21 protein-coding genes are annotated in these 23,114 nt (G+C 38.9%); 19 read left to right on the forward strand and 2 right to left on the reverse strand.

What is annotated here, in order from left to right; all coding sequences use genetic code 11:
• Positions 1-84: 84 nt before the first annotated feature.
• Positions 85-1,449: a heavy metal sensor histidine kinase gene (locus PR808_RS07855; RefSeq protein WP_272539052.1), complete on the reverse strand. Its 1,365-nt coding sequence runs from the start codon at positions 1,447-1,449 to the stop codon at positions 85-87.
• A complete protein-coding gene (locus PR808_RS07860; protein WP_272539053.1) occupies positions 1,446-2,117 on the reverse strand; it encodes a heavy metal response regulator transcription factor in 672 nt (223 codons plus the stop codon). The genes PR808_RS07855 and PR808_RS07860 overlap by 4 nt, the downstream gene beginning before the upstream one ends.
• Positions 2,118-2,343: 226 nt before the next feature.
• Between PR808_RS07860 and PR808_RS07865 the strand changes: the two genes are divergently transcribed.
• The 19 genes from PR808_RS07865 (at position 2,344) to PR808_RS07955 (ending at position 23,111) form a co-directional block, all read left to right on the forward strand.
• On the forward strand, positions 2,344-2,661 hold the full coding sequence (locus tag PR808_RS07865; protein ID WP_206082844.1) for an MGMT family protein: 318 nt from the start codon (positions 2,344-2,346) through the stop codon (positions 2,659-2,661).
• A 520-nt stretch (positions 2,662-3,181) separates the two neighbouring features.
• On the forward strand, positions 3,182-3,502 hold the full coding sequence (locus PR808_RS07870; RefSeq protein ID WP_206082843.1) for a helix-turn-helix domain-containing protein: 321 nt from the start codon (positions 3,182-3,184) through the stop codon (positions 3,500-3,502).
• Between the two features lie 183 nt (positions 3,503-3,685).
• Positions 3,686-4,228 carry a fimbrial protein gene (locus PR808_RS07875; protein ID WP_206082842.1) on the forward strand — a complete coding sequence of 181 codons (543 nt, stop codon included), beginning with the start codon at positions 3,686-3,688 and terminating at the stop codon, positions 4,226-4,228.
• A gap of 85 nt (positions 4,229-4,313) precedes the next feature.
• Complete coding sequence (locus tag PR808_RS07880; RefSeq protein ID WP_206082841.1) at positions 4,314-4,853, forward strand: fimbrial protein; 540 nt, start codon at positions 4,314-4,316, stop codon at positions 4,851-4,853.
• An 80-nt stretch (positions 4,854-4,933) separates the two neighbouring features.
• On the forward strand, positions 4,934-7,402 hold the full coding sequence (locus tag PR808_RS07885) for a fimbria/pilus outer membrane usher protein (RefSeq protein WP_371007061.1): 2,469 nt from the start codon (positions 4,934-4,936) through the stop codon (positions 7,400-7,402).
• Positions 7,403-7,489: 87 nt separating this feature from the next.
• Positions 7,490-8,197 (forward strand): fimbrial biogenesis chaperone, encoded by a 708-nt coding sequence (locus tag PR808_RS07890; protein ID WP_404462930.1) that lies wholly within the window; start codon positions 7,490-7,492, stop codon positions 8,195-8,197.
• Positions 8,198-8,207: 10 nt separating this feature from the next.
• The gene (locus PR808_RS07895) at positions 8,208-8,822 is read left to right on the forward strand and encodes a fimbrial protein (protein WP_206082838.1); all 615 of its coding nucleotides are present in this window, start codon (positions 8,208-8,210) and stop codon (positions 8,820-8,822) included.
• A 2-nt stretch (positions 8,823-8,824) separates the two neighbouring features.
• The gene (locus PR808_RS07900) at positions 8,825-9,946 is read left to right on the forward strand and encodes a fimbrial protein (protein WP_272539054.1); all 1,122 of its coding nucleotides are present in this window, start codon (positions 8,825-8,827) and stop codon (positions 9,944-9,946) included.
• An 8-nt stretch (positions 9,947-9,954) separates the two neighbouring features.
• Positions 9,955-10,518, forward strand: coding sequence for a fimbrial protein (locus tag PR808_RS07905; RefSeq protein ID WP_272539055.1), 564 nt, complete (start codon positions 9,955-9,957; stop codon positions 10,516-10,518).
• Positions 10,519-10,535: 17 nt separating this feature from the next.
• On the forward strand, positions 10,536-12,239 hold the full coding sequence (locus PR808_RS07910; protein WP_272539056.1) for an O-antigen ligase family protein: 1,704 nt from the start codon (positions 10,536-10,538) through the stop codon (positions 12,237-12,239).
• Between the two features lie 115 nt (positions 12,240-12,354).
• Entirely contained in the window at positions 12,355-12,555 is a 201-nt protein-coding gene (locus PR808_RS07915; protein ID WP_206082834.1) for a DUF4762 family protein, read from the forward strand.
• 78 nt (positions 12,556-12,633) lie between these two features.
• Positions 12,634-13,320 carry a DsbA family protein gene (locus PR808_RS07920; RefSeq protein WP_206082833.1) on the forward strand — a complete coding sequence of 229 codons (687 nt, stop codon included), beginning with the start codon at positions 12,634-12,636 and terminating at the stop codon, positions 13,318-13,320.
• The gene (locus PR808_RS07925) at positions 13,317-14,273 is read left to right on the forward strand and encodes an ABC transporter (protein ID WP_272539057.1); all 957 of its coding nucleotides are present in this window, start codon (positions 13,317-13,319) and stop codon (positions 14,271-14,273) included. The genes PR808_RS07920 and PR808_RS07925 overlap by 4 nt, the downstream gene beginning before the upstream one ends.
• Positions 14,274-14,278: 5 nt before the next feature.
• Positions 14,279-16,474, forward strand: coding sequence for a peptidase domain-containing ABC transporter (locus PR808_RS07930; protein ID WP_272539058.1), 2,196 nt, complete (start codon positions 14,279-14,281; stop codon positions 16,472-16,474).
• 2 nt (positions 16,475-16,476) lie between these two features.
• On the forward strand, positions 16,477-17,655 hold the full coding sequence (locus tag PR808_RS07935) for an efflux RND transporter periplasmic adaptor subunit (protein ID WP_371007054.1): 1,179 nt from the start codon (positions 16,477-16,479) through the stop codon (positions 17,653-17,655).
• A gap of 2 nt (positions 17,656-17,657) precedes the next feature.
• A complete protein-coding gene (locus tag PR808_RS07940; RefSeq protein WP_272539059.1) occupies positions 17,658-19,631 on the forward strand; it encodes an ABC transporter permease in 1,974 nt (657 codons plus the stop codon).
• Positions 19,628-21,058 (forward strand): efflux transporter outer membrane subunit, encoded by a 1,431-nt coding sequence (locus tag PR808_RS07945; RefSeq protein ID WP_272539060.1) that lies wholly within the window; start codon positions 19,628-19,630, stop codon positions 21,056-21,058. The genes PR808_RS07940 and PR808_RS07945 overlap by 4 nt, the downstream gene beginning before the upstream one ends.
• Positions 21,055-22,308 carry a beta-ketoacyl-[acyl-carrier-protein] synthase family protein gene (locus PR808_RS07950; protein ID WP_272539061.1) on the forward strand — a complete coding sequence of 418 codons (1,254 nt, stop codon included), beginning with the start codon at positions 21,055-21,057 and terminating at the stop codon, positions 22,306-22,308. Before PR808_RS07945 ends, PR808_RS07950 begins: the two co-directional genes overlap by 4 nt.
• Positions 22,305-23,111, forward strand: a complete 807-nt coding sequence (locus PR808_RS07955) for a MaoC family dehydratase (RefSeq protein ID WP_272539062.1) — start codon at positions 22,305-22,307, stop codon at positions 23,109-23,111. The genes PR808_RS07950 and PR808_RS07955 overlap by 4 nt, the downstream gene beginning before the upstream one ends.
• The last annotated feature ends 3 nt before the right edge of the window (positions 23,112-23,114 follow it).

Here is a 23,114-nt window from a genome sequence, read left to right on the forward strand (position 1 = left end):
GCTCCAGAGTAATAAGGTGGATTAAATCTGTTATATCAAACGCGCAAAAAATAAAGCTGACAGTAAGATGACAAATTTGTCATCTTACTTGATCGTAGGGAATCGGAGGGTAATTGTACTGGTACCTGAGCAGTGTTCAAAGCTTACTGACCCACCATGCAATTCAACAATTGCTTTAACAATTGCTAATCCTAAACCAGAGCCTTCTGTTGAACGAGCATTATCCCCCCGCCAAAAACGAGTGAAAATTTCCTCATTATCTTGCAGCAGATCGCCTTGGTTAGTGATTTTAATTTCTTGGTGGTTTGGATATGTAGTGATTTCAGTGAGTACGCGAGTTTGTGCGTGAGAAAATTTAATTGCATTTGAGAAAATGTTAATGAAAACTCGAGTGAGTAGTGTAGGGTCAGCATAAAGGGTTAATGACGATGGCTCACATGATAGCTCGATTTGTTTTTCTTGTGCATAGGCGGAAAATAGCTCATACACCTCATCAATAACTTGAAATAAAACGATGTTTTCGCGATTCAACGTAATGTTCTTATTTTCAGCACGGGCAATAAATAGGGTGTTTTGGATCATTTTAGCCAGTTTATCCAACTCTTCGATATTACTGACGATCATCGTTTCATATTCGGCAACACTACGAGGCCGCTGCAATGTAACTTCATTCTGCACACGAATAGCATTAATTGGGGTTCTTAACTCATGGGCTAAGTCATCAGCCAATTGGGTGAGTTTAACAAAATCATGCTTCAATCGTTGGCGCATGGTATTCATTGATTTACCCAGCTCTTTAAGCTCTTGCGGCAACTGCTCAATATCGATAGGGTTCTTTAATGTATAAATATCTGTTTTTGCTGTGATTTGGCTAAGCGATTGAATATCTGACAGTCCTTTTTTCAAGAGCCATATACTGAGTATCCCCATGAGTAATATTGAAAATGCTGAAACCAGCATACTTTGGGTTAAATATTGGGCTAAGATGCCACTGCGGTCGACCGATATTTTGCCGAGAACAACTTGTAAGGGCCCTTGTGGGGAGTTTGAAAGGAAATATACGGAGGAAAAGGGGATCCCCTGCGCTGTTTTCCCATGGTTGATAACATTGAGATTTAATTGTTTTTGTGGCACTAATTTGAGTTGTTGGGTATCAAGTTGCGCATTATTTGTCGAAACTAATACGCGCCCAGCGTCATCCGAGATTTGGATAATATCTTGGCGCATATCCATCATGCTTTGGAAATACATGGGAAGCGTTTTGATATCAATACCACTGGAAATTAACTTGGCGAGCTGGTGGGCTCGGTTAATGAGTAAGTTGTTATCTTGTTCAACGAGCTCATTTTTAAGTGAGTGATACAAAACCCACGTCACCATACCTGCATTTACAACCATCAAAGCAATAAATAATGAAATAAGCTTAAAGCGTAGCGATTTTTTTTTCATTTTTCTGGCCTATTTAAGCGATATCCCATACCACGAATCGTTTCGATGAGTTTAACGTCAAAATTATCATCGATTTTCTTTCTTAGCCGGCGAATAGCGACATCAATAACATTGGTATCGCTGTCAAAATCAATCCCCCAAACTTCACTTGCAATTAATGCTCTCGGCAAGATTTCATCACAATGCAGTACAAAAAACAGTAAAAGAGAAAATTCTTGACGGGTTAAGGTGATTTTTATACCACTACGTTCAACTTCATGGCGAGTGAGGTCTATTTTTAAATCCGCAACCGCCATATTTGTAGATGTGGGTTGATGAACTTTTAAGAGATTTTTAACCCGAGCGAGTAATTCTGAGAATGAAAATGGTTTAACGAGATAGTCATTTGCACCGAGCTCTAATCCTTTAATTCGGTCGTCTACTGCATCGCGAGCGGTGAGGCAAATTACAGGAACATTTTTAGATGTCCTTAAAATTTTCAAAATGTCCCAGCCATCCATGCCAGGGAGCATAATATCGAGAATAACTAACTGGTAGTTATTCTCTAAGGCAAAATAGAGACCATCACGGCCATCTTGGGCAGTATCCACAAGAAAACCTGCTTCTTCTAAGCCATTTTTAACCCAATGTTGGGTTTTTGTATGATCTTCAATTAAGAGTATTTTCATGAAATTCGAACGGTAACCTCAATTTGACTTTATTTTATATTAAAGAAACTTAGGTGTGTTTAACAATTAAAAATCATAGGGTCGTGGCTGTGAAGGCGATTTAGAGTGATAATACATTCTATTGTCTGCTCTGATTTTAGACGTATCATGGGCTTTCTATATTAAATATAGGCCTACTTAATAACGTTACTAAGTTAAGTAACATATTGAATATAAGTAATTTATTATGAATAGCACTCCCTCTTTTCAAGATATAATTTATCACTTAATCGGTAGTATCCCTGAAGGCCGAGTCGTGACTTATGGCACGCTGGCCAAAATGGCGGGTTACTCTACTTATGTACGACAAGTATGCCAAGTGATCCGCACGATCCCCGCAGACAGTACTTTGCCGTGCCATCGCATTATAAATGGGCAAGGGAAATTGTCTGTGAAAGGGGAGAGCTATACGCGACATAAAAAAGCACTTATCAGTGAAGGCATTATTTTTGATTCAAATGATAAGATAAAGCTGAAACAATATTTGTGGGAAGGGCTTAGCTAGAAGGGAAATTTCGAACTTCAATTCTCGACCTCACTGATGAATCCTCTCACTATGATTCTAAAACCACATAAATATGATTCTAAAAATCCCCTTTACGCTTAGTGAGCTAAACACTTCATTTTTTAACAGGCTAAGATAAGTCTTAAAAAAATATTTAAGATAAAATTAAACCCAAAATACGAGTGGAAAAATTTTATTTCATTAACTTTAGTGGTTAAATTTTAACCTAAATAAACATGGCGCGGGTTAAAAGTATATATTGATATTTTAAATTGTATCAATTTGTAAATATTTAACTAAGTATTTTCACTACCAAAAAATTAACTCTTTGTTATTCAATGGTTATTTACTTTAAGTTTCATTTTTTTGTAACAAATACTTATTTTAATAGGGCGGTGTTTTTTTTTAATAAAAATAGATTTGCACTATCAATTATACAAACTAAATATTCAGACATATAATCATTCTAAATTTAACAAAGTGTCTAAAATTTATTATTTAATATAAAGGTTAAATAAAGATGGCTTATTTTTCTAAAGGGATAAATATAGAAATAGGACAGTATTTGCGAGGGATAAGGAAAGAGCAAAACTTAACAGGAAGCGAACTGGCAAAAAAGTTAAATGTGAGTCAACAACAAATTTCTCGCTATGAAACGGGAAAAACGAAATTAACGTTTGAAATGATGGACACCATCTTAGCACTATTTAATAAGTCATGGCGAGATTTTTTTAATCATGTAATAGATAAGCATGATAACGAAAGATTAAAATGCATTGTAATGAATGAAAAAAACTATTATTCGATCTTAGATAAAGATACAAAAAAAATGTGGCGATAATTTTTGCTCATGACAATTAAGAACAAGGCATGATAAACAGATAATACAAATAAATAAATTTAACTTTGTCAAGGTGATAACTTTATTAAAAATAATCATTATATGGATTAATGATTATTTTTATCTAAAGTTGTTATGAACAACTATTATAGCAAAATATAAATCATACAGGATTAAATTAATATGAAATTAAATAAATTTGTAGTCGGCGCAGTATTAGCATCAGGTTTTGCTTCATTTGCAGCTATGGCCGCTTATACAGGTACCCCAACTAACGGTACAATTGAAATTACAGGTGAGCTTGTTAACTCTGCTTGTGGTTTAAGCGAAGAGTCAAGCCCTGTAAAAGTTAATTTTTACCAAATCCCTGTATCAAATTTAAAAAATGGTGAGCGTGCAGGTAATGTTAAAAAAGATATCGTTCTGCAAGGCTGTGATACTACAGTAGCTCAAACTGCAACTGTTACTTACACGCCATCTACAGTAAATCCGAATGATAGCGCATTAGCTGCATTTACTTCAGGAACAGCAAGCGGTGCTGGTATTGGTTTAAGAGATAATGGAAATCAAGATGTTGTATGGGGCCAGGCTTCTACAGCGGTTAACTTAACTAATGGTAAAACAACAATTCCATTTGTTGCATACCTGAAATCAGATAACGCATCTAATGCTGTTACTCCAGGTAACTTCGATTCTACAATTAACTTCCAAATCGATTACCAATAATTTGGAATTAATTTAGTGATTGTATGCGGAGTATTAAATACTCCGCAATACTGAGCCTAGAAATATAATTAAAGCGGTGTTACCCATGATAATTCGAGTTAAAAAAATAGCATTAAGCTCTAGTTTATTATGGCCCTTATTAAGCTGGGGAAGTGCTGTAAATAACACCCCAGGTGATATTGTTATGCAAGGCGAGTTAATTGAGGCTTCTTGTAATATCGATCCTGATAGTCGAGAGCTTTGGATTAATTTCGGGGAAGTGAGTGCACGTGAAATCACGCCTGATGCTAATTTACTTTTAAGTAAAAATTTTAATATAAAGCTAGTCGGTTGTACGCTTCCTTCCGAAGATAAAGGTAGTGCATCAAGAGCTCAAATAACAATGATGGGAAGCACTGTGGACCGCGGTCAGTTACTTCAAGTTAATGGTGATTCAGAAGGTTTTGGTATTCAATTAAAAAATTCTCATGGAGAAATACTAAAATTCAATACAAAGCTACCTGATTATACATTGCTCGAGGGACGAAACAGTTTGGAGTTTACTGCAACTTTAGTCGCTTATCAAAAATACATTAAGGCGGGTGAATTTGCAGGTGTATTGAGATTTAGAATGGATTATTTTTGAATAAATATAAAAATATTTGCGATTTTATTAAGAATCGGATTGGTCTTTTAGAATAGCTAGTGAATTCAGAGTGAATTAAAATGATTATTTTCAGTGGGAATATAAAAAAAATATTTGCAATATATATTGCAATGCTTTGTTACTCACCTAATATGTTAGCTAACGATATTGTTGAATTTAATACAGATGTATTAGATGTCGGGGATCGTAATAATATTGACTTAACTCGCTTTTCAAAAGACAACTTTGTATTTCCTGGTACTTATCTATTAGATGTTTATATTAATGGGCAATCATTATCGCAGCAAAAAGTTACTTATATCATTGACCCTCAGGATAGTGAAAAAACGCTCGTTTGTTTTACGCCTGAACAAATTGATATGCTGGCACTTAAAGAAGATGCATTAAAGAAAATTCAGGCGATCTCACCAGGATGCTCGAATATTTTACCTATATCAGGTGTCAAAATTAATAACTTCGAAGGTAAGCTTGATATCACAATGCCGCAAGCTTGGATGAAGTATTCAGACCCAAGCTGGGTACCGCCTGAGCGTTGGGATACAGGTGTTTCAGGTTTATTGTTCGATTATAACCTAAATGGTTCGATTTCACGTTCTTTAGTCAGGCATACAAGTAGACATTCTTTATCTGCTTATGGCCAAGCTGGAGTGAATTTAGGTGCATGGCGTTTTAGAGCTGATTACCAAGCAAATTACAATGAGCGTGGTGACAGAAAATTCGATTGGAATCAGTTTTATGCATACCGCCCTTTAATTCATATAGCGGCTAAATTAACTCTGGGTGAAATTTATTTAAATTCGCAAATTTTCGATACTATTCGATATACAGGACTTAACTTAGCCAGCGATGAGCGTATGTTACCACCAAATTTAAGGGGATATGCGCCGCAAATCAATGGCATTGCTAAAAGTAATTCAAAGGTGATAGTGAGCCAAGCAGGGCGTGTTGTTTATGAAACGACAGTACCTGCGGGGCCATTTAGTATTCAAGATTTGCAAAGCTCAATTCGAGGAACTTTGGATGTTAGAGTTGAAGGTGATGACGGTGATGTATCCACTTTTCAGATTGATACCGCCAATATCCCTTATTTAACTCGACCTGGTTATGTTCGTTATAACGTCTCAATGGGTAAGCCTTCTCGCTTTAACCATAAGCCAGAAGGGCCAATGTTTGCGACAGGAGATTTCTCTTGGGGGCTGAGTAATAACTGGTCGTTAATTGGAGGGATCTTATTTGCCGGCCGGGATTATACCGCACTTTCAGCAGGGTTAGGCCGTGACTTATCTGTATTCGGAGCTTTGTCTGCGGATGTGACACAATCAGTTAGCCGAATTCCTGGTGAAAATACAGAAACGGGGTCTTCTTTTCGTCTGAGTTATTCAAAATCTTTTGATGAAATAAACAGTACGATCACATTTGCGGGATATCGCTTCTCACAAGATAAGTTCCGCACACTATCACAATATTTAGATGAACGTGAAAACCGTTATTTAGGTATAGGTCGCCAGAAAGAGATGTATACCATCACCGCGAATAAAACGTTTTGGGCAGATGAGCCTGATTGGCGAACAACACTATTTTTAACTTACACGCATCAAACTTTTTGGGATCAAACATCTCAAGATAGGTATGGCTTGTCTGTTGGTCGAACATTCCGATTAATGGGCATCGATGGGGTTTCTACGAATATTGCCGCTTATCGTTCAGATTATCGAGGAAGACGTGACGATAGTGTCTCCCTTTCTGTCTCTGTGCCTGTTGGTGATAGCCGTTGGGCGGGATATGACTTACAAAATAGCGGAAGTAAAACAAGTCATATGTTGTCGTATAGCGATAATAGAGATTTCAATAACTTATGGCGAGTAAGAGCTGGGCGTAGTGGTGATGATCGTGTGCAATTTGACGGTTATTATCAAAAGCGCACTCAACTTGCTGATGTAAATACCAACGTCAGCTATCAAGAAAGACAAACTGCATCCATCAATGGGACATTGCGCGGCGGCTTTACCGCAACAGCCTATGGTGCCGCACTACATAATAGTAGCGCAACAACTGATACAGCCAGGATTATGGTCGATACCAATGGGATTAGTGGTGTGCCATTTAACCATGAAAAAACACGAACAAACTGGGCGGGTATTTCAGTGGTACCAGATATCGTGAGTTATTACAGCTTCGATACCCGTATTGATGTCGATAAGCTAAATAGTGATGTTGATACCAACAAAGCGATCGCAACGTCAACACTGACGGAAGGGGCGATTGGTTACCAGCGATTTGCTGTTGCCCAAGGTGAAAAACTGATTGCCACAATTCGCTTTAATAATACAGTTCCTCCGTTTGGGGCGGATGTGACCAACGCTGACGGTATTAATGTTGCAATGTTGATGGAAGATGGATTGGCGTATTTGATGGCTGTAAATCCTAAAGAAACATTAACGGTCTCTTGGGGTGGGAAAGCGCAATGCAAAATTCAATTACCTGAAAAAATTAATCCTGGTATGTCAGTTTTACTGCCTTGCCAATAATGAAATGACAATCAGAACAAGTTTTTAAATAAGGTATAAAAAATGGCGATTTGTATAAAAAAATGGGTGGGTGGTTTACTGGTAATTATGGCTGGAGTAAGCCAATCATATGCAGGAATATCACTAGATAGAACTCGGTTGATTATTACCGGTGCGGAAACCTCTTCGAGTGCTAATTTATCAAACACCAGTTCAAGTATTCCCTTTTTAGCGCAATCTTGGGTTGAAGATGCAAATGGGAAAAAAATTACATCTCCATTAGTTGTATTACCCCCATTACAGAGAATTAATGGCGGACAAAAAGGTGTTGCTCGAGTCTCAAAAACAGCGGAAATAGATAAACTTCCTCAAGATCGCGAAAGTTTATTTTATTTAAATGTTAGGGAAGTGCCACCAAAGCCAGATAAACCAAATGTTTTACAATTAGCGATGCAATCGCGCATCAAATTATTTTATCGACCAACGGCAATTATTCCCACGTCAAAAAGTGCAATTTGGCAAGACCAAGTGACATTTTATAAGCAAGGAAATAACTGGCGAGCTGAAAACCCGACACCTTATTTTGTCACTATTATTAGTTTAAATAATAAGTTGATTACAGAGGGTGGGAAAAAATTAACGGATTTTCCAGGGGTAATGGTAGCGCCTAAATCTCATCTAGATATTAAGGTTAATGGAGCAGGTGAAAGCTTTACCATGATGTATGTGAACGATTACGGCGGCCATCCAGAACTAAAATACAGCTGTAATGGAAATATCTGTAAAGCACTACCACCGGAGCAACAGCCACGCTAGGAGTATTCGAATGAAAATTAAATGCTTAGGGTTTGTGTTACTAGGGGTCGGCAGTTTTTCTGCGGTTGCGGAAATGGCTGATGATAAAACCTCGCGTCAAACCTTATTGGATGTACACAGTACTGTGCATTTTCAAGGGAGTGTGTATGCATCGCCTTGCGTTCTTGAATTAAATACTCAGGAACAATATGTTGATTTAGGTGAGGTAAGTGCGCGGTCATTTCATCGTATTGGCGATAGAAGTACACCAGTGACTTTTAGCGTGAGGCTTAAAGATTGCCAGCGTGGTGCATCTAGATCCTTTGTAAATTCGGCGGGAGAAGCAACGCAAAATGGTAAGCGTTATTACCTAACAGGTGAAAGCGCGGTTTCGTTGAGTATTGCGGGGGATTCTGATTTCTATAATTCAGATTTAGTGAGAGTTAGTGGTGGTGTTAAAGGTGCGGGATTGCGTATTTTCAGCCAAGACCATGAGAATTTAATGCTTAACCAACCTAAAGGCTCATGGGTGCTTAAGCCAGGGGATAATAACATTACCTTAAACGCATCTTTAGAAGCAACAAGCCAAGTTGTTTCAGCAGGTAATTTTAGCGGATTAGTTAGGTTAAAACTGGAGTATTTATAACAATGTCTATATCCAACAATAAAATATTAAAAGATATAGCGATCGCGACTAGTTTGGCGGTAGTGGCATTGTTACCTCTGTCAGTATTTGGGTATCCACATGGGGCTGTAATACCCGATGGAGGGACTTATACATTCGAAGCAAGAATGAATAACCAGCTTTTGATAAATGAAAAAGACGCAGAGACGGTATTTAATTTTGATGTTACAGACTGGCCTTATTTTGATATTTATTGTCAAACTTATATGCAGCCTGGTGGGCCAGGTAACAACAATCCCGATTCTGGAATGACCTTTGATTTTATGTCAACAATACCCCAATCAATGCAAAATCCGGGTTATTTGACCTTAAATGAGTATTTCGATGTGAAAGTTGAAATCCAGCTTGGCGGGACGCAGCCTAGGAAAGTGGCTGTTCCGGCATCGAACTTGTGGAATGGGGGGTCTGATCCAATGGAGTGTAGGCCGACGAGTACAAATAGCCGTCCTTATGCAGTAACGCTTCGAACAGGCTCTAGCGGAACAGTAACGTTTAGGTTAAAAAAACCGATTATTAATGGAATTACCATAAACCAAGCAGAATTAGTTCAAGTATTTGCTAAAAAAGGAACCGCGACTAATGGATTAACGTCTTATGCACCAATTCCATCAACACGTGTTGTACTGGCTGCGGGAATTATTACAGTTGCTGATGAATGTACGATAAATGATGGAAATCCAATTAATATTGACTTTAAAGATGTTGCAAATACAAGTGAACAATTAAATGGAATTAATTATGCAGAACCTTTTAATATCCCAGTGAAATGTAGAGGTGGAAGCTTTACGACGGGGGATCTGAACATCAAGTTATCTTTACTCCCAGGTGCTTCAGGTCAAGCCGATTTTAATGCGGATTATTACGGAACATTAAAAAATGGCGTGAAGCGAACAAACCTTGGCATTGTTATTAAAGAGAATTTGACGGGAGCATTAGTTAAACCTAACCAAGCTTATACTGTACCTAATTTTTTTAATAACCAAGGTACTTGGAATTTAACTGCGGCACCAATTGCAGCTCCAGGTAGCACAGTGGACGATGGTGAATTTACAGCGACAGGCACGATCCTCGCTGAATTCCAATGAGGTTAACAATGCAAAATAATAATCAAATATTAAACACAATTTATTTATCGGTATGTTGCCTTTTTTTATTTGGTTCAAATCAGGCTGTTGCAGATATTACTCATACTAATATGGGGAGTTATTCTTTTAGGGGTAATGTGATGGTTACACCTTGCCAAATTGCACCAGGTAGTGAAAAGGTGCCAGTAGACTTTAAAGAGGTTTCAGTAAAAGAGCTTTATTCAACAGGAAAATCGAAACCTTTATTATTTTCGATTCATTTAATAAACTGTAATACGTCTGTATTTAACGCGGTAACAGTAACATTTAATGGAGTAGAAAATACTAATCTCCCTGATCATTTAGCGATTAATGACAAAAGCGAAGCGAATGGAATCGGGATTGGGCTATTAAATTTAAATGAAACACCGATAGAGTTAAATGTTCCATCATTGGCGCAAAATCTGGCGGATAATAATACTGAGCTTCAATTTAAAGCTTATGTTGAAGCTGAACCAGAAGCTCGAACTAATCAGACTATTACATATGGGCTATTTTATAGCACTGCATATTACACATTAAATTATCAGTGATAAGTAAAATAAATACGATGAGTGTAATAAAAAAATCAAATAATTTATATTTATATTTATATAGTCAGAGTAATTGGGTTGTTATCGGTAGTGTGATTGTGTGCTTTGGAATTATATTTCACATCTATCTACCTAATTTAGGTGGGGCAGGATTTTCACTACCATTAAATATCGTTAGTGCCTTTTTTCTGGCTTTATTTTTAGTGGTGGCGATTTTTTTTCAAATAAAAAAGATAAGTATAACTTATTCATTAGCAAGTAATTTTATTTCATTAGGCTTAATTATCTTAATGGTGCTATGTTTTTTTTCGCCTGAGAACTATCGTTACAATGCTTACTTAACAGCTTATTGGTTATTAGGGATATTGATATGTTATCAGGTTTTAGTTCAATTTAATATTTCAAATGTAGTCCGTGAAATTATACTTTATGGAATACTTGTTGCTGCTATTATAGAAAGTATATTGGCGATGCTTCAAGTTTTTAATCTATTGCCATTAATAGGTCTACCTTATCCGCCATTAAATGGAGATAGGCCATATGGTGTATTTCAACAGGTTAATGTTTTTTCTAGTTTCATTTGCGTAGGAATAGCAAGTGCAGTAAGTTTGTTGATCAAAATAAAGAATGCTAAATGGTATTTAGTTGGCTTTATTGCTACTGCTTTGCTTTTAATGAGTGCAACAGTACCTTTGTCTCAATCATTAACAGGTTATTTAAATTTAATTTTAATTTTTATTGTTTTTTATTTAATTGCAAAGTATCATCGTAAGAAAATTTTATTTTTATTTCTAGTTGTTATTCTTGGTTTAATAATTGGCTATGGAATTAAGAATGGTCTTAATATTATAGATGCGACTGAAAGTAAATTAAATACATCACGAATTCGATGGGTTTTATGGCAGCATAGTTTATATCTTTTCAGCGAAAAACCATTATTGGGATGGGGCGTAGGAAGTTTTGAGTCAGTATTTTTAGAGCGATTTGGTGGTGGTTTACTAGAGACTAATGAAAGAATAATGTCACATCCACATAATGAAATATTACGTTGGATGGTCGAAGGTGGTTTTGTTGGGCTTATTGCGACAGTTTTAATTATTATCGGTGGTGTAGCTTTATTGCTATCTACATTTAAAAATAAAAATGAAAATTACATTTATTGGGTAGCGGCTTTGCCTATCATATTCCATATGATGACAGAATTTCCTTTGTGGTTATCGATACCTCATGGGATAGTTTTAATATTGTTATTACGCTGTGCTGATTCACCAAATAAAAAATATAAACTAAATAAGATGGTGAACTATTTTTCAAAAGGAATTATTATATTTGGCTCAGCCTTGTCCGTCATTCTGTTATACATGACATTACAAGCACAACAATATTTAACCTATATAGAAAAAACGGGACAGCAAATGTTGTTATCAATAGAAAAGCCTCTTTACCATAATTGGAACTATTTATTGATGTATGACCGTTATCAGTTTGATTTGAATATGGGGTATTTATTGCGCTATAACGAAACGCAGGATATTAAGTACCTTAATTTATTTAATGATTGGGCTATGGACGCATCAAATTCATCTCCTGACATTAATGTTTATATTTCTTGGATTCTGGTTTTAAATGAGCTAGGTGAAAAGGATAAAGCAAGAGACGTTAGATATAAGGCGAGTTATTTGTTTGGCGAAAATGAAAGGTTAAATCAATTGAATTTTTAGTTGGTTATTATTGTTCTTCTTTTCTAAAAATAAAAAATTCTAAAGAATTTGTTGGTGAAAAATCATCAACAGATATGTGTTTTATTAATTAATATTTATCTTAAAAGGAAATAACATGAAAACATTAAATGCTATCGAAGCTGCTGCTGTAGTTGGTGGAACTAAACAAGTTTGTACTGATTCTTATGAAAGTATCATTGTTGGTGGCGTTTCATCTTGTAAATTAATTACAACTTGTACTGACAAGCATGGAAATAAAACATACAAAGCTAAAAATGTTGACGCTGCAAACTGTTCAGGTGCTGTTAAACCATAAGATTTAATTTAACTACCTTTAATTAATACATGGGGATGGACCCCCATGTATATTTTACTTTAAATTGGAACGGCTGTTATGAATATGCATTTTAAACCAATAACCATCACAATTTACACAATATTCGTTGCTGTGATTTCTTCACTCATGACGGTTTTGTTCTACCATATTTTCATCTTTAATACTTTTTCAAATAGTAACTTAGATGATTCTTCTTTTGTCGAGTTTAATACTGCACAAGTTTTATCAAGCCCAATAAAGGAAGATAATAGCATCATAGAAATATTTTCTTATGGTTGTCATTATTGTGCGTTAAGCAATGACAATATGGCCAAATTTGAAAAGGAGCTTCCAGAGGGTGTTACGTTTAAAGCCATTCATTTAGCAATGGATAATAGCGTAGGGCTTGCTGCATACGCGCCTATTTTTGCAACCCTTGAAGAAATGGGGGTAGAAGCCGAATTACGTCAGGCACTTTATAACTCAGTTATCAACGAAAAACTGGACTTAACCAAGAAAGATATTTTAGATGTATGGTTAAAGCAGCATGACATTGACTCAGTAAAATATCATGAAATTAGCCAAACCAGCGCAGTTAAAGAACGTATTAAATATATGGCTGATATTACCCAGTATTACCAAATCACAGGCACCCCTGCATTTATTATTAATAAACGATATGTAGTTTATCAAGATCGTGATTTCCCTGAATTTTCAGCTTATATGTTGGAATTATTGGAAAAAAGCAATAAGGCGTCACAGTGATCCAGTTTTTAATTGTTTGGACGGTGTTCAGTGTAAAAAGCTGCTTAATACCGTTTAAAAAAGGATATGAAAATCTCAGCCACTATGGAATCTCTTCTTTTCGCTTTCTTTTGCGTCGAGGTTATATTGTCCCAGTTCTGCTAATCGCTAAACTGGGTTGCCGAATTGGGGTATTCGGTCGTAAATACCGTAATCAAAACAAAGTTGCAACGCAAAATTATCGCAGTTTAGTGGAGACGAATGGCAACGTCGATGCGAGATGGGCCGCAGTACAGCGCTTTATTTTGGAAGAAGCGGCTACATGGGGGCAAAACCGCCAAATTATGGCGCAATTACAAGCCTGCATTCTTGCCCTTGATAGTGTTGTTGCACCTTTGCATCAGCAAAATAAACCGATTGTTTTGGCGCCATTACATATGGTTTCTGATGTGCTGGCTACGATAGTCGGCTCTGGAGTTACTCCAGGCAACGCTACGGTAGTGGTTTCATCCAGTGCGGAGCAACAAAAATACAATGCCTCTGCCCGTGAATTAGGCCAAGTGAATTTGTCGTATTGTTCAATTCATCAAGACAATAAGTCATTAGCGACTCAATTAATGACTTTAATGACAGAAACTGCGGCGGGCCAAAAAAATATGATTGTATTTCCAGATATCACGCCAGATTACACCATTCAAACTGAAGAAGGGATGTCGAGTAAATTATCGTGTCAGTTATTTGGTCGAGCAGCGAAATTACATAATGGGGTTGTACGTTTATCTAATGCGATTTCAGCGCAGGTCGTTTTTTATCATCTGTATTATCAAAATGGCTTAAAAATCAAGATATATCCACCTATTGCTGCAAAGGATGTTGCAGCTCAAATGCCCGTTATTATCGAAAATTCAATTCGCGAATATCCCAATGACTGGCTTTTATGGCATAGCCATTCACTTTATTTTATTAGTCACTAATAATAATGAAAAATACTATTCCAAATTTTGTCGCTCAAGAAGAAACGAATGAATGTGGTTTGGCATGCATTGCGATGTTGGCCCAAACTCAAGGCCTTTCGCTTTCCCTTAATGCATTGAGGGAAGTTCATCCAGCTTCTGATCATGGAACTTCATTGATCGATCTTTCCTCAATTTTAGTAAATTATGGCATTTCAACTACGCCTGTCTTATTTGAGCATGACGAATTAAGTAGCCTGCCGCTTCCTGCGATTTTGCATTATGGCGCAAATCATTTTGTCTTACTTGCTTATCGTAAGGGAAATAATGTTTGTGTAATGAACCCTGCGATAGGGCAGCAATGGTTGCCTTTTTCTGCACTAAAAGCTGAAATTAGCGGTTATGCGCTGATTTTAGAGCCAGATACGGCATTGAAAAAAGTCGAATCACTTTCCTCTGAACAGGCTACAAACAAGGCCTCCACACAGAAAGTACCTCATGCGATGAGTTTGAAAGAAACCGCTAAGGTGCGAGGTATTTATTGGTTAATGACCTTTGTTTTCCTCGTTTCGCTAACATTGTTTTTAATGCCTGCAATGGTGAGTAATGCAATCAACCAAGCATTTTCAGATGCTAAAAATGCAGTGTTTCCTTATGGTTGGTTTATTGTCGCGTTTGTTGTTGCCACGCTACTTGCGCTTGGTGTTCGTATGATAAGCGAACGGTTTGTTAAACACTTTGTGTTAATTAACAGTGGGGTGGGTTTTTCGCGGTTAATGAGTAACCCTTTGCGATTTTTTGAAAAACGTGCACCAGGGGATATTTTCAGTCGTTTTGTTGCTTGGCAGGGCGCATTAACTGAGAAAATTGAGCTTGATAATGGGCTTAGAACTGATTGGATTATTTGCGCCATTGCATTGGGTGTGATGTTTTGGATTGCTCCTGTTCTTGCCGTTATTTCAGCAGCAGGGGTGACCGTGATGGGGCTCATTAGTGTATGGGCAATTATTCGTGATCGTTGGTACACCCAGCAATTACAGCTTAAAGCTGCTGAGCTTAATGACTTTTTTATGGAAACCTTACAGGGCATTCTGACCATAAAAACAGCCGGTATCGAAGAGCAACGTAAGGCGCAATTTGCGTGGCTAAGCCGTGAATTGTTTACCTGCATGCAGCGTCGAAATGTGTATCAACAAATTAAAGATGGTATTTACCAGCTAACAGGTAGCCTCGAAATGGTTATTTTTATGTTGGTTGTGCTGCCGATGGTTGCTAATGACCTGATTTCCTTAGGTGATTTTTTTGCTTATAGCTTTTTACGTCAAATTTTCACTACCTATGTTACTCGAATTTTTTATGCGATTATTCACAAATCTCAGCTGCATATTATTGATACACGCGCTCACTCTTTATTTCCTCAGAAAAGTGAGGAAAGCACGGTCTCACCTCAAACAATATCACCAGCAGGTAGAGTAGCCCCGAACCTTACCTTCGAAAACATTCATTTTAGCTATGAGCCATCGAAGCCAATATTAAATGATATCTCGCTAGATTTGCCATCAGGTGCTCAAGTTGCCATTGTGGGGGAGTCTGGGGCGGGTAAAAGTACCTTGTTGAGAATTATTGCAGGGCTATTTAGTGCTCAGAAAGGAAAATGTTTGTCAAATGAAGAGGTTGTAAGTGTACAACAGCTTACGCAACTTGTTTGTTTACAAAGCCAAGAGGATATTTTATTCAATGCAACTGTGTTAGATAACATCACGTTGTTTGACCCTAACTTCCGCGAAAAAGACCGAAAAACGGTCGAAAACTTACTCAATAAACTGGCGTTAGGCACAGTGGTAAGCCAGTTACCAGGCAGTTTAAATGCGTTGATTAGGGAAAGCCATTCTGCACTTTCTCTTGGGCAACGCCAACGTTTGTTGCTAGCTCGTTCACTTTATAGTTCTCGCCCAATTCTTTTACTGGATGAACCTACCGCAAACTTAGATGAAGAAACGGCAAAAATCGTTATAGAAACAATTCAGGAACATTGCCTAAAAACAGGGAAAACCCTCATTGTTGTGACACATAGTGAGGAAATCACGACAAGATTTGATTCAATTTATCGAATTACTGCGGGTGAATTACATAAAAAAGTATCAATCAGAAATGATGGTGGTAATCGTGAGGACGCACCTCAGCCTACAACGTCTTTGCTTGCTAGCATAGGAGAGCTTTGATTATGACTTCTCCCCGCATTAAGCCGACATTTTTACACTTATTTATGCGAGCTCGTGTTTGGATTGGTCTCATTGCATTGCTACTTGTCATTGTGTTGACGAGCCTTGCTTGGCAAGCACCGACAGAACCCGCACAAAGTAGAGTCATTCTTTCGGTTGATCGGGGGGATATTGAAAAAGTGGTCATGGTGACTGGCACACTAAAACCGTCTATTCAAGTGAATGTGGGGGCTCAGGTTAATGGGCAAATTAGAGAATTATTTGTAAAGCAAGGTGATAGAGTCAGAAAAGGGCAGTTATTAGCCGAAATAGACCCAACAATTCAGCAATCTGAGCTTAAAAATGCGACTGCACGCCTATTGAGCGCACAAGCGCAAAAGCGCGCAGCAGAAGCAACGTTAATTCAATACATTAAAGCTTATCAGCGCCAGATAATCATGCAGCGCGACGGTTCTGGCATTCGCAGTGAATATGAGCAAGCGCAAGCGCAATATGAAGCACAATTACAGCAAGTTAGCGTGAATGAAGCGTTAATCACACAATCAGAAATGGATGTGCAAACGGCTCAGGCTAACTTGAACTTTACCCGCATTGTGGCTCCAATTAATGGAGAAGTACTGGGTATTGTTGCAAATGAGGGGCAAACCATCGTTTCCTCACAAACGGCACCTACGATCTTGGTGCTGGCTAATTTAGATAAGATGCAAGTACAAACCCGCATTTCAGAAGCGGATATTCAAAAAATTCAACCTGGTCAGCCACTGACATTCTATGTAATTGCAAATCCTGAGAAACAATACGAAAGCACCATGGGGTACGTGCAACCTATTCCGCCCGAAGCCCTTGATGAGCGGAATAATAATTCAGCTGGTCAGCAAAATAGCGCGATTTATTATAATGGAACATTTGAGGTTGATAACACCGACCGCGCATTAAAAACATCGATGACGGCACAGGTTTTTATTCGTGTTGCCCAAGCTAAAAATGCGCTGCGTTTACCCGTGAGTGCGTTAGGTCGTTCTCTGGGTCTTAACCAATATGAAGTCATTGTTATCAAAAATGAAATAACAGAAGCTCGAACCGTCAAAGTAGGTATAAATGATCGCCATTTTGTTGAGATTCTGGAGGGTATCGCTGAAGGTGAGCAAGTTGTTGTTCAACAAGAGAAAATAGCGAGTTAATCATGAAGATAATATCACCAACGTTATCTTCATCTCGCCCTCTAATTGAACTTCACCATGTTTATCGTGAGTTTTCGGCTGGAACACAAATCATCCCTGTATTGAATGATATAACACTATCGATAAATCAAGGGGAAATGGTTGCCATTATTGGAGCCTCTGGCTCTGGTAAATCAACTTTGATGAATATTATTGGCTGTTTAGATAAACCGTCTCGTGGCGAAGTTTTTATCAATGGTATCCCTGTTCATGAGGCGACCAGTGAGCAGCTTGCTGAGCTGCGTAGCCAATATCTTGGGTTTATTTTCCAGCGATATCATTTGATGCCTTATCTCAGTGCTGAAGAAAACATTGCCATTCCAGCGCTGTACACCGCAATGCCTGAAGATGAGCGTGTGCAGCGAATTCAACTTTTAGCTGATAAGCTCGGTTTACAATCTCGTTTGAACCATAAGCCATATCAATTATCTGGAGGGCAACAACAACGGGTCAGTGTGTGCCGTGCATTAATTAATGGCGCACAAGTTATTTTAGCGGATGAACCAACGGGCGCTTTGGATAGCTCGAGTGGGCATGCATTAATGAATATTTTGCATCAACTTCATCAAGACGGCCATACCGTGGTGATTGTGACCCACGATAGAAATATTGCTGAGCAAACTCAACGTATTATCGAAATCAGTGATGGGAAAATTGTCGTCGATAATCAAAACCTTTCACAAGCGCAGGCACGTGCTAAGCATAATCTTCCTTCTGTTAAAGATAATGGTCGGGCATCACTTTGGCGTGGCATTTATGAGTCGATTCGTATGGCTTGGCGGGCATTATTAGGGCACCGAATGCGCGCTTTTTTATCAATGCTGGGCATTATTATTGGCATCTCTTCTGTTGTGTCATCAATGGCGGTCGGTGAAGGCGCAAGACGTGCCATTATGGATGAAATTGGTAAGTTAGGCAGCACAACGCTTGAAATTCGCCCAGGTACTGGATGGGGGGCAAAGCGGCCAGATATGGAACGCGCGTTATCATTAAATGATATTAAAAGCCTAAAACAGCTCTCATGGATTGAGTCTATTTCGCCAGTTGTCAGCAGCATGACAGTAGCTATCAATAAAGGGCTCGATTACTCCATCATGCTAAATGGTGTTTCTGATGAATACTTTGCAGCTCAAGGTATTCAAATGTTGTCTGGAAATCAATTTAGTGTGTTAGATGTGAATGACAGTGAGCCTGTTATTGTGCTGGATGATGCTAGTCGGGATATTTTATTTGCACCCGATGAAGAGCCTTTAGGCCAAATTGTCCAAATTGGTAGTTCACCTTGGCGGATCATTGGAATTGCGCGTAAACCAGGCCCGAAAATGTCCAGCGGATATGTTATGGGATGGGCTCCTTACTCGGCTCTTCAGCAGCGAGTTCTCGGTGATAAACCTATTGAATATATCACATTACGTTTTCCCGAAATGTTAGCCGCTAAACAAGTAGAAGTGCAGGTCGAAAAGCATTTACTGCGTGAACATGGAAAAAAAGACTTTTTTATTCAGTCTGATGACCAACTGGCTAGCGCGCTACAAAAAACCTCTGATTCCATGTCATTACTGATCACGTCGATTGCAGCCATCTCCTTATTAGTGGGAGGGGTGGGTGTTATGAATATTATGCTGGTTTCAGTTACAGAGCGAACCCACGAAATAGGTATCCGCCTTTCAGTGGGAGCGAGACCTGCGGATATCATGAACCAATTTCTAATTGAAGCCGTCATGATCTGTGCGTTAGGAGGGCTCATTGGGATTATAGGCTCGTGGTTAGCAGGTGGCATTTTTGCGTACATCACGACTGAATTTACCATGGTATTCACACTGTTACCCGTGTTATTGGCTTGTGGTTTCTCTGCGCTAATTGGCTTAGTTTTTGGTTATTTCCCAGCACGTAGTGCAGCCAAGCTTAACCCAACGGAGGCATTAGCACGGGAATGAAAATAAAATCGCCTTATTTTGGTTCAGTGGTACTTTTTATCTGTTTACTCAGTGGGTGTGGGAACTTTACCCGCACCGAGTACCAACGTCCTGAACTTATTTTACCTCAGCAATGGGATGATAAAATTCAGCGTTCATCAAGTGCGAATGATGTTATGCCATCTGACCTGCAGAGAAATACAGTAGGGCGTTGGTGGGAAAATTTTAATGATCCCAAGCTATCCCAATTGATTAATCAAGTTTTAGAAAATAACAATGATTTAGCATTAGCCGCAATTAAATTAAAGCTGGCTCGCAATACGGCAGGTTTAGCAAATACCAATATAACGCCTGATTTTTCATTAGGGGGATCTGCGAGTAACTCAAAATCAATTCGCCATGGCAACTCATCACAAGAAAGTTATAGTGCAGACTTAACATTAAGTTATGAGATTGATTTATGGGGTAAATTAGCACGTGTTCGTGAGAAAAATGCATGGGAGGCCGTCGCTACTGAACAAGATTACCATGCAACGACGCTTGTGATAATCAACACAACGGCACAGCTCTATTGGAATATTGCGCTATTAAATCAACAGATAAAAAACCTAACGGCAAGTCAGGAAATTGCACAGAAAAGCCAGCAACTCATTCAGTCTTGGTATTTAGCTGGGAAAGTAAGCCAATTAGATTTATTGCAATCAGAACAAACGCTAATTAGTCGTAAGAATGAATTACGTCAGCTTATCAAGGAACGTGAGAACTCACGTAATGCCTTAGCACTGTTGTTAAATCGCCCTGCAGAGCAGCATGTGAGTGAATTATCTTCTCTTAATAGTGACCTGCGAGTTGAGATTCAGGGAATGACCCCTTTGGCGGTATTAGCACAACGCCCAGATATTCAAGCCGCAGAGTCACGTTTGCGCTCTGCACTTGCTGATTCAGATGCTGCGAAGTTGAGTTTCTATCCTACGCTATCTCTTCAAGGTGCGCTTAACGCAGGAAGCCAGTTATTTTCTCAATGGTTTAGTGACCCCTCTCGAGTTATTGGCAGCAGCATCTCACTCCCCTTTATTCAATGGAATACTGTAAAACTTACTATTGAACAGTCAGATTTGCAGGTGCAACAAGCGGCAGTGTCATTTCGAAGCACAGCTTATAGCGCACTCGCTGAAATTGATAATGCCATGGAGGCGCGTTTTACTGCAGATGAAATACGGACACAGTTACAGCAGTCATTATCCCTTAGCCAGCAAAGATTAAAGCTCACGGGAAACCGTTATCGCGCTGGCGCTGTTGACTATCAAACACTACTTAATGCGCAGGATGATTTGTTATCCATCGAAAACTCATTAGCGCAAAACCAATACGATTATCTTTATGCAACGTTGCAACTTTGGCTAGCACAAGGTGGTGGTAGCGTTCATCACGAGGACAACCAATCATGAACCAAAAGACCCAATTAAAACGCGTTGTTGTGACAGGATATGGCGCTGTCACTCCCCTTGGTGGAACCGCGCAAGCATGTTGGCAAGCTATCATGGATAAGCAATTAGGATACCGTTACGTTGATAAAACGGATAAAAATATTCACAGCCACTTTTTGGGATTAATTGATAATGAACCCAATTTAAAAGGTGTTCCTGCCGCCATTCGCCGTCGGTTACCACGGCATACCCGCCTAGCATTAGGTGCAGCTCGAGAAGCCATGGAAATGGCATTTTCAGGGAATTCACCATCAGAATTTTATGACCCTCTCATGTGTGGTGTGATTATGGGAACTGGATGGGCAGGTTTAGATGAAAGTTATATGTCGGTGAGTGAGTTTGATGCGACAGGCATGACATCGCCATTCAACTGTTTTTATGCGATGCCAAATGTCACAACAGCGGCATGCAGCCAATTTTGGAATTTACGAGGATATCAAAATACGACAATAGCCGCATGTGCCACAGGGACTATCGCGATTGGGGATGCGTTTGAAGTGATCCGCAATGGTAGGGCTTCCATGATGTTAGCGGGGGCGGGGGAATCATTACGTACAGATTGCGCTGTGTGGAATATTGACGTGTTAGGTGCTTTAACACGAGAGAAAACAGACCCTACGCGTGCCAGTTGCCCATTTAGTGCAGAGCGCAGCGGGTTCGTATTATCTGAAGGTGCTGCGGTCGTATGCTTAGAAGAGCGTGACAGTGCAATTGCCCGAGGGGCGGTGATATTGGGTGAAATTACTGGGTATGCAAATTATTCAGATGCATTTGATTTTACCTCACCTGCAGAGGACTGCGTAGCTCGCGTTAAAACGATAGAAATGGCGTTACAGCAAGCGAAGATCTCGCCTGCGTCATTAGATTATGTCAATGCCCATGGTACCTCGACGGCGTTGAATGATTTGAATGAAACGGAATCACTTAAAAAAGCCTTAGGGGCAGCCGCTTACGATATCCCAATCTCCAGCACTAAATCATATAGTGGGCACTTAATCGCAGCAGCGGGGAGTTTTGAAACTATCATTTGCTTACAAGCGATGGAACATGACGTGATGCCCGCAACCGCAAACCTCCATACCCCTGATCCACAATGCGATCTTGATTATATTCCGAATGACCACCGTTTCAAAAAAGTAGAAAGGGCGTTGAATCTCAGTTTTGGTTTTGGCGGTGCAAATGCGGCGCTGATATTGGAGAGCGCGAAATGAGAGCGTTGTATTACACATTAGCTGATGCAGCTGGGTGGGCGAAATTTTCTGGAGACTATAACCCGATTCATTTTGATCTTAAGTGGGTGCAAGCGGCTGGTGGGGAACAATTAAGCGTCCATGGAATGCGGGCATTGCTTGATGCGAAACAATTTGCAAGTGAGCAATTTCTTCACGGCTCACAAGATGCTCAGCAGAGAACAAAATCAGCGTTTGTTAAATGTGCGGTACGGCTAAGAAGTCCATTATGGAATGATAAATCCTATGATTTAGTCGCGCGTAATAAAGCGGGTTCAGTCGCTATTTTATCTACAGAAGAGCAGCAAAATTGCCTAACTTGTCAATTATCCCCAGTTGATGGCTTAAACACTAACGTGTTGGATTGGGGGGCGCATATTTCTTCAGAGGAGATGGCGAAATTACAGCTATCTTTTCCGCTTTATCCAACAGATATGTATGAGTGGCAATTTATTGATGCAATTTTATTTCAATATTTGATACATGATAATTCATTATTAAAACAAAAAGATATCTCGAAATGGTTATCCGAAGGAGCAACCCTGAAAGATATTTTTTCCCGCTACCCCATCGTACAAACACATCAGGAAGTGATTTTTGATAGAGATCTTCTTAAGAAGTGGTCTCCGATAAAGGAACCTAAGCCGATGCAGATACACATTCTACCTGCATTGGTGATGGGGGATTTAGATGGTGGGCTATTAATTAATATCAATATTATTGGTCGTTATGACAATAAATTAATCAGTAATTTAATAACGTTAAAAGTGAATGCGTTAAATTGATAA

It is taken from the genome of Providencia sp. PROV197 (assembly GCF_028479625.1).
GTDB lineage: Bacteria > Pseudomonadota > Gammaproteobacteria > Enterobacterales > Enterobacteriaceae > Providencia > Providencia vermicola.

Coding starts and splice junctions, on each gene's coding strand:
- PR808_RS07855 (WP_272539052.1), bottom strand. CDS start 1,449: ATGAAAAAAAAATCGCTACGCTTTAAGCTTATTTCATTATTTATTGCT.
- PR808_RS07860 (WP_272539053.1), bottom strand. CDS start 2,117: ATGAAAATACTCTTAATTGAAGATCATACAAAAACCCAACATTGGGTT.
- PR808_RS07865 (WP_206082844.1), top strand. CDS start 2,344: ATGAATAGCACTCCCTCTTTTCAAGATATAATTTATCACTTAATCGGT.
- PR808_RS07870 (WP_206082843.1), top strand. CDS start 3,182: ATGGCTTATTTTTCTAAAGGGATAAATATAGAAATAGGACAGTATTTG.
- PR808_RS07875 (WP_206082842.1), top strand. CDS start 3,686: ATGAAATTAAATAAATTTGTAGTCGGCGCAGTATTAGCATCAGGTTTT.
- PR808_RS07880 (WP_206082841.1), top strand. CDS start 4,314: ATGATAATTCGAGTTAAAAAAATAGCATTAAGCTCTAGTTTATTATGG.
- PR808_RS07885 (WP_371007061.1), top strand. CDS start 4,934: ATGATTATTTTCAGTGGGAATATAAAAAAAATATTTGCAATATATATT.
- PR808_RS07890 (WP_404462930.1), top strand. CDS start 7,490: ATGGCTGGAGTAAGCCAATCATATGCAGGAATATCACTAGATAGAACT.
- PR808_RS07895 (WP_206082838.1), top strand. CDS start 8,208: ATGAAAATTAAATGCTTAGGGTTTGTGTTACTAGGGGTCGGCAGTTTT.
- PR808_RS07900 (WP_272539054.1), top strand. CDS start 8,825: ATGTCTATATCCAACAATAAAATATTAAAAGATATAGCGATCGCGACT.
- PR808_RS07905 (WP_272539055.1), top strand. CDS start 9,955: ATGCAAAATAATAATCAAATATTAAACACAATTTATTTATCGGTATGT.
- PR808_RS07910 (WP_272539056.1), top strand. CDS start 10,536: ATGAGTGTAATAAAAAAATCAAATAATTTATATTTATATTTATATAGT.
- PR808_RS07915 (WP_206082834.1), top strand. CDS start 12,355: ATGAAAACATTAAATGCTATCGAAGCTGCTGCTGTAGTTGGTGGAACT.
- PR808_RS07920 (WP_206082833.1), top strand. CDS start 12,634: ATGAATATGCATTTTAAACCAATAACCATCACAATTTACACAATATTC.
- PR808_RS07930 (WP_272539058.1), top strand. CDS start 14,279: ATGAAAAATACTATTCCAAATTTTGTCGCTCAAGAAGAAACGAATGAA.
- PR808_RS07935 (WP_371007054.1), top strand. CDS start 16,477: ATGACTTCTCCCCGCATTAAGCCGACATTTTTACACTTATTTATGCGA.
- PR808_RS07940 (WP_272539059.1), top strand. CDS start 17,658: ATGAAGATAATATCACCAACGTTATCTTCATCTCGCCCTCTAATTGAA.
- PR808_RS07945 (WP_272539060.1), top strand. CDS start 19,628: ATGAAAATAAAATCGCCTTATTTTGGTTCAGTGGTACTTTTTATCTGT.
- PR808_RS07950 (WP_272539061.1), top strand. CDS start 21,055: ATGAACCAAAAGACCCAATTAAAACGCGTTGTTGTGACAGGATATGGC.
- PR808_RS07955 (WP_272539062.1), top strand. CDS start 22,305: ATGAGAGCGTTGTATTACACATTAGCTGATGCAGCTGGGTGGGCGAAA.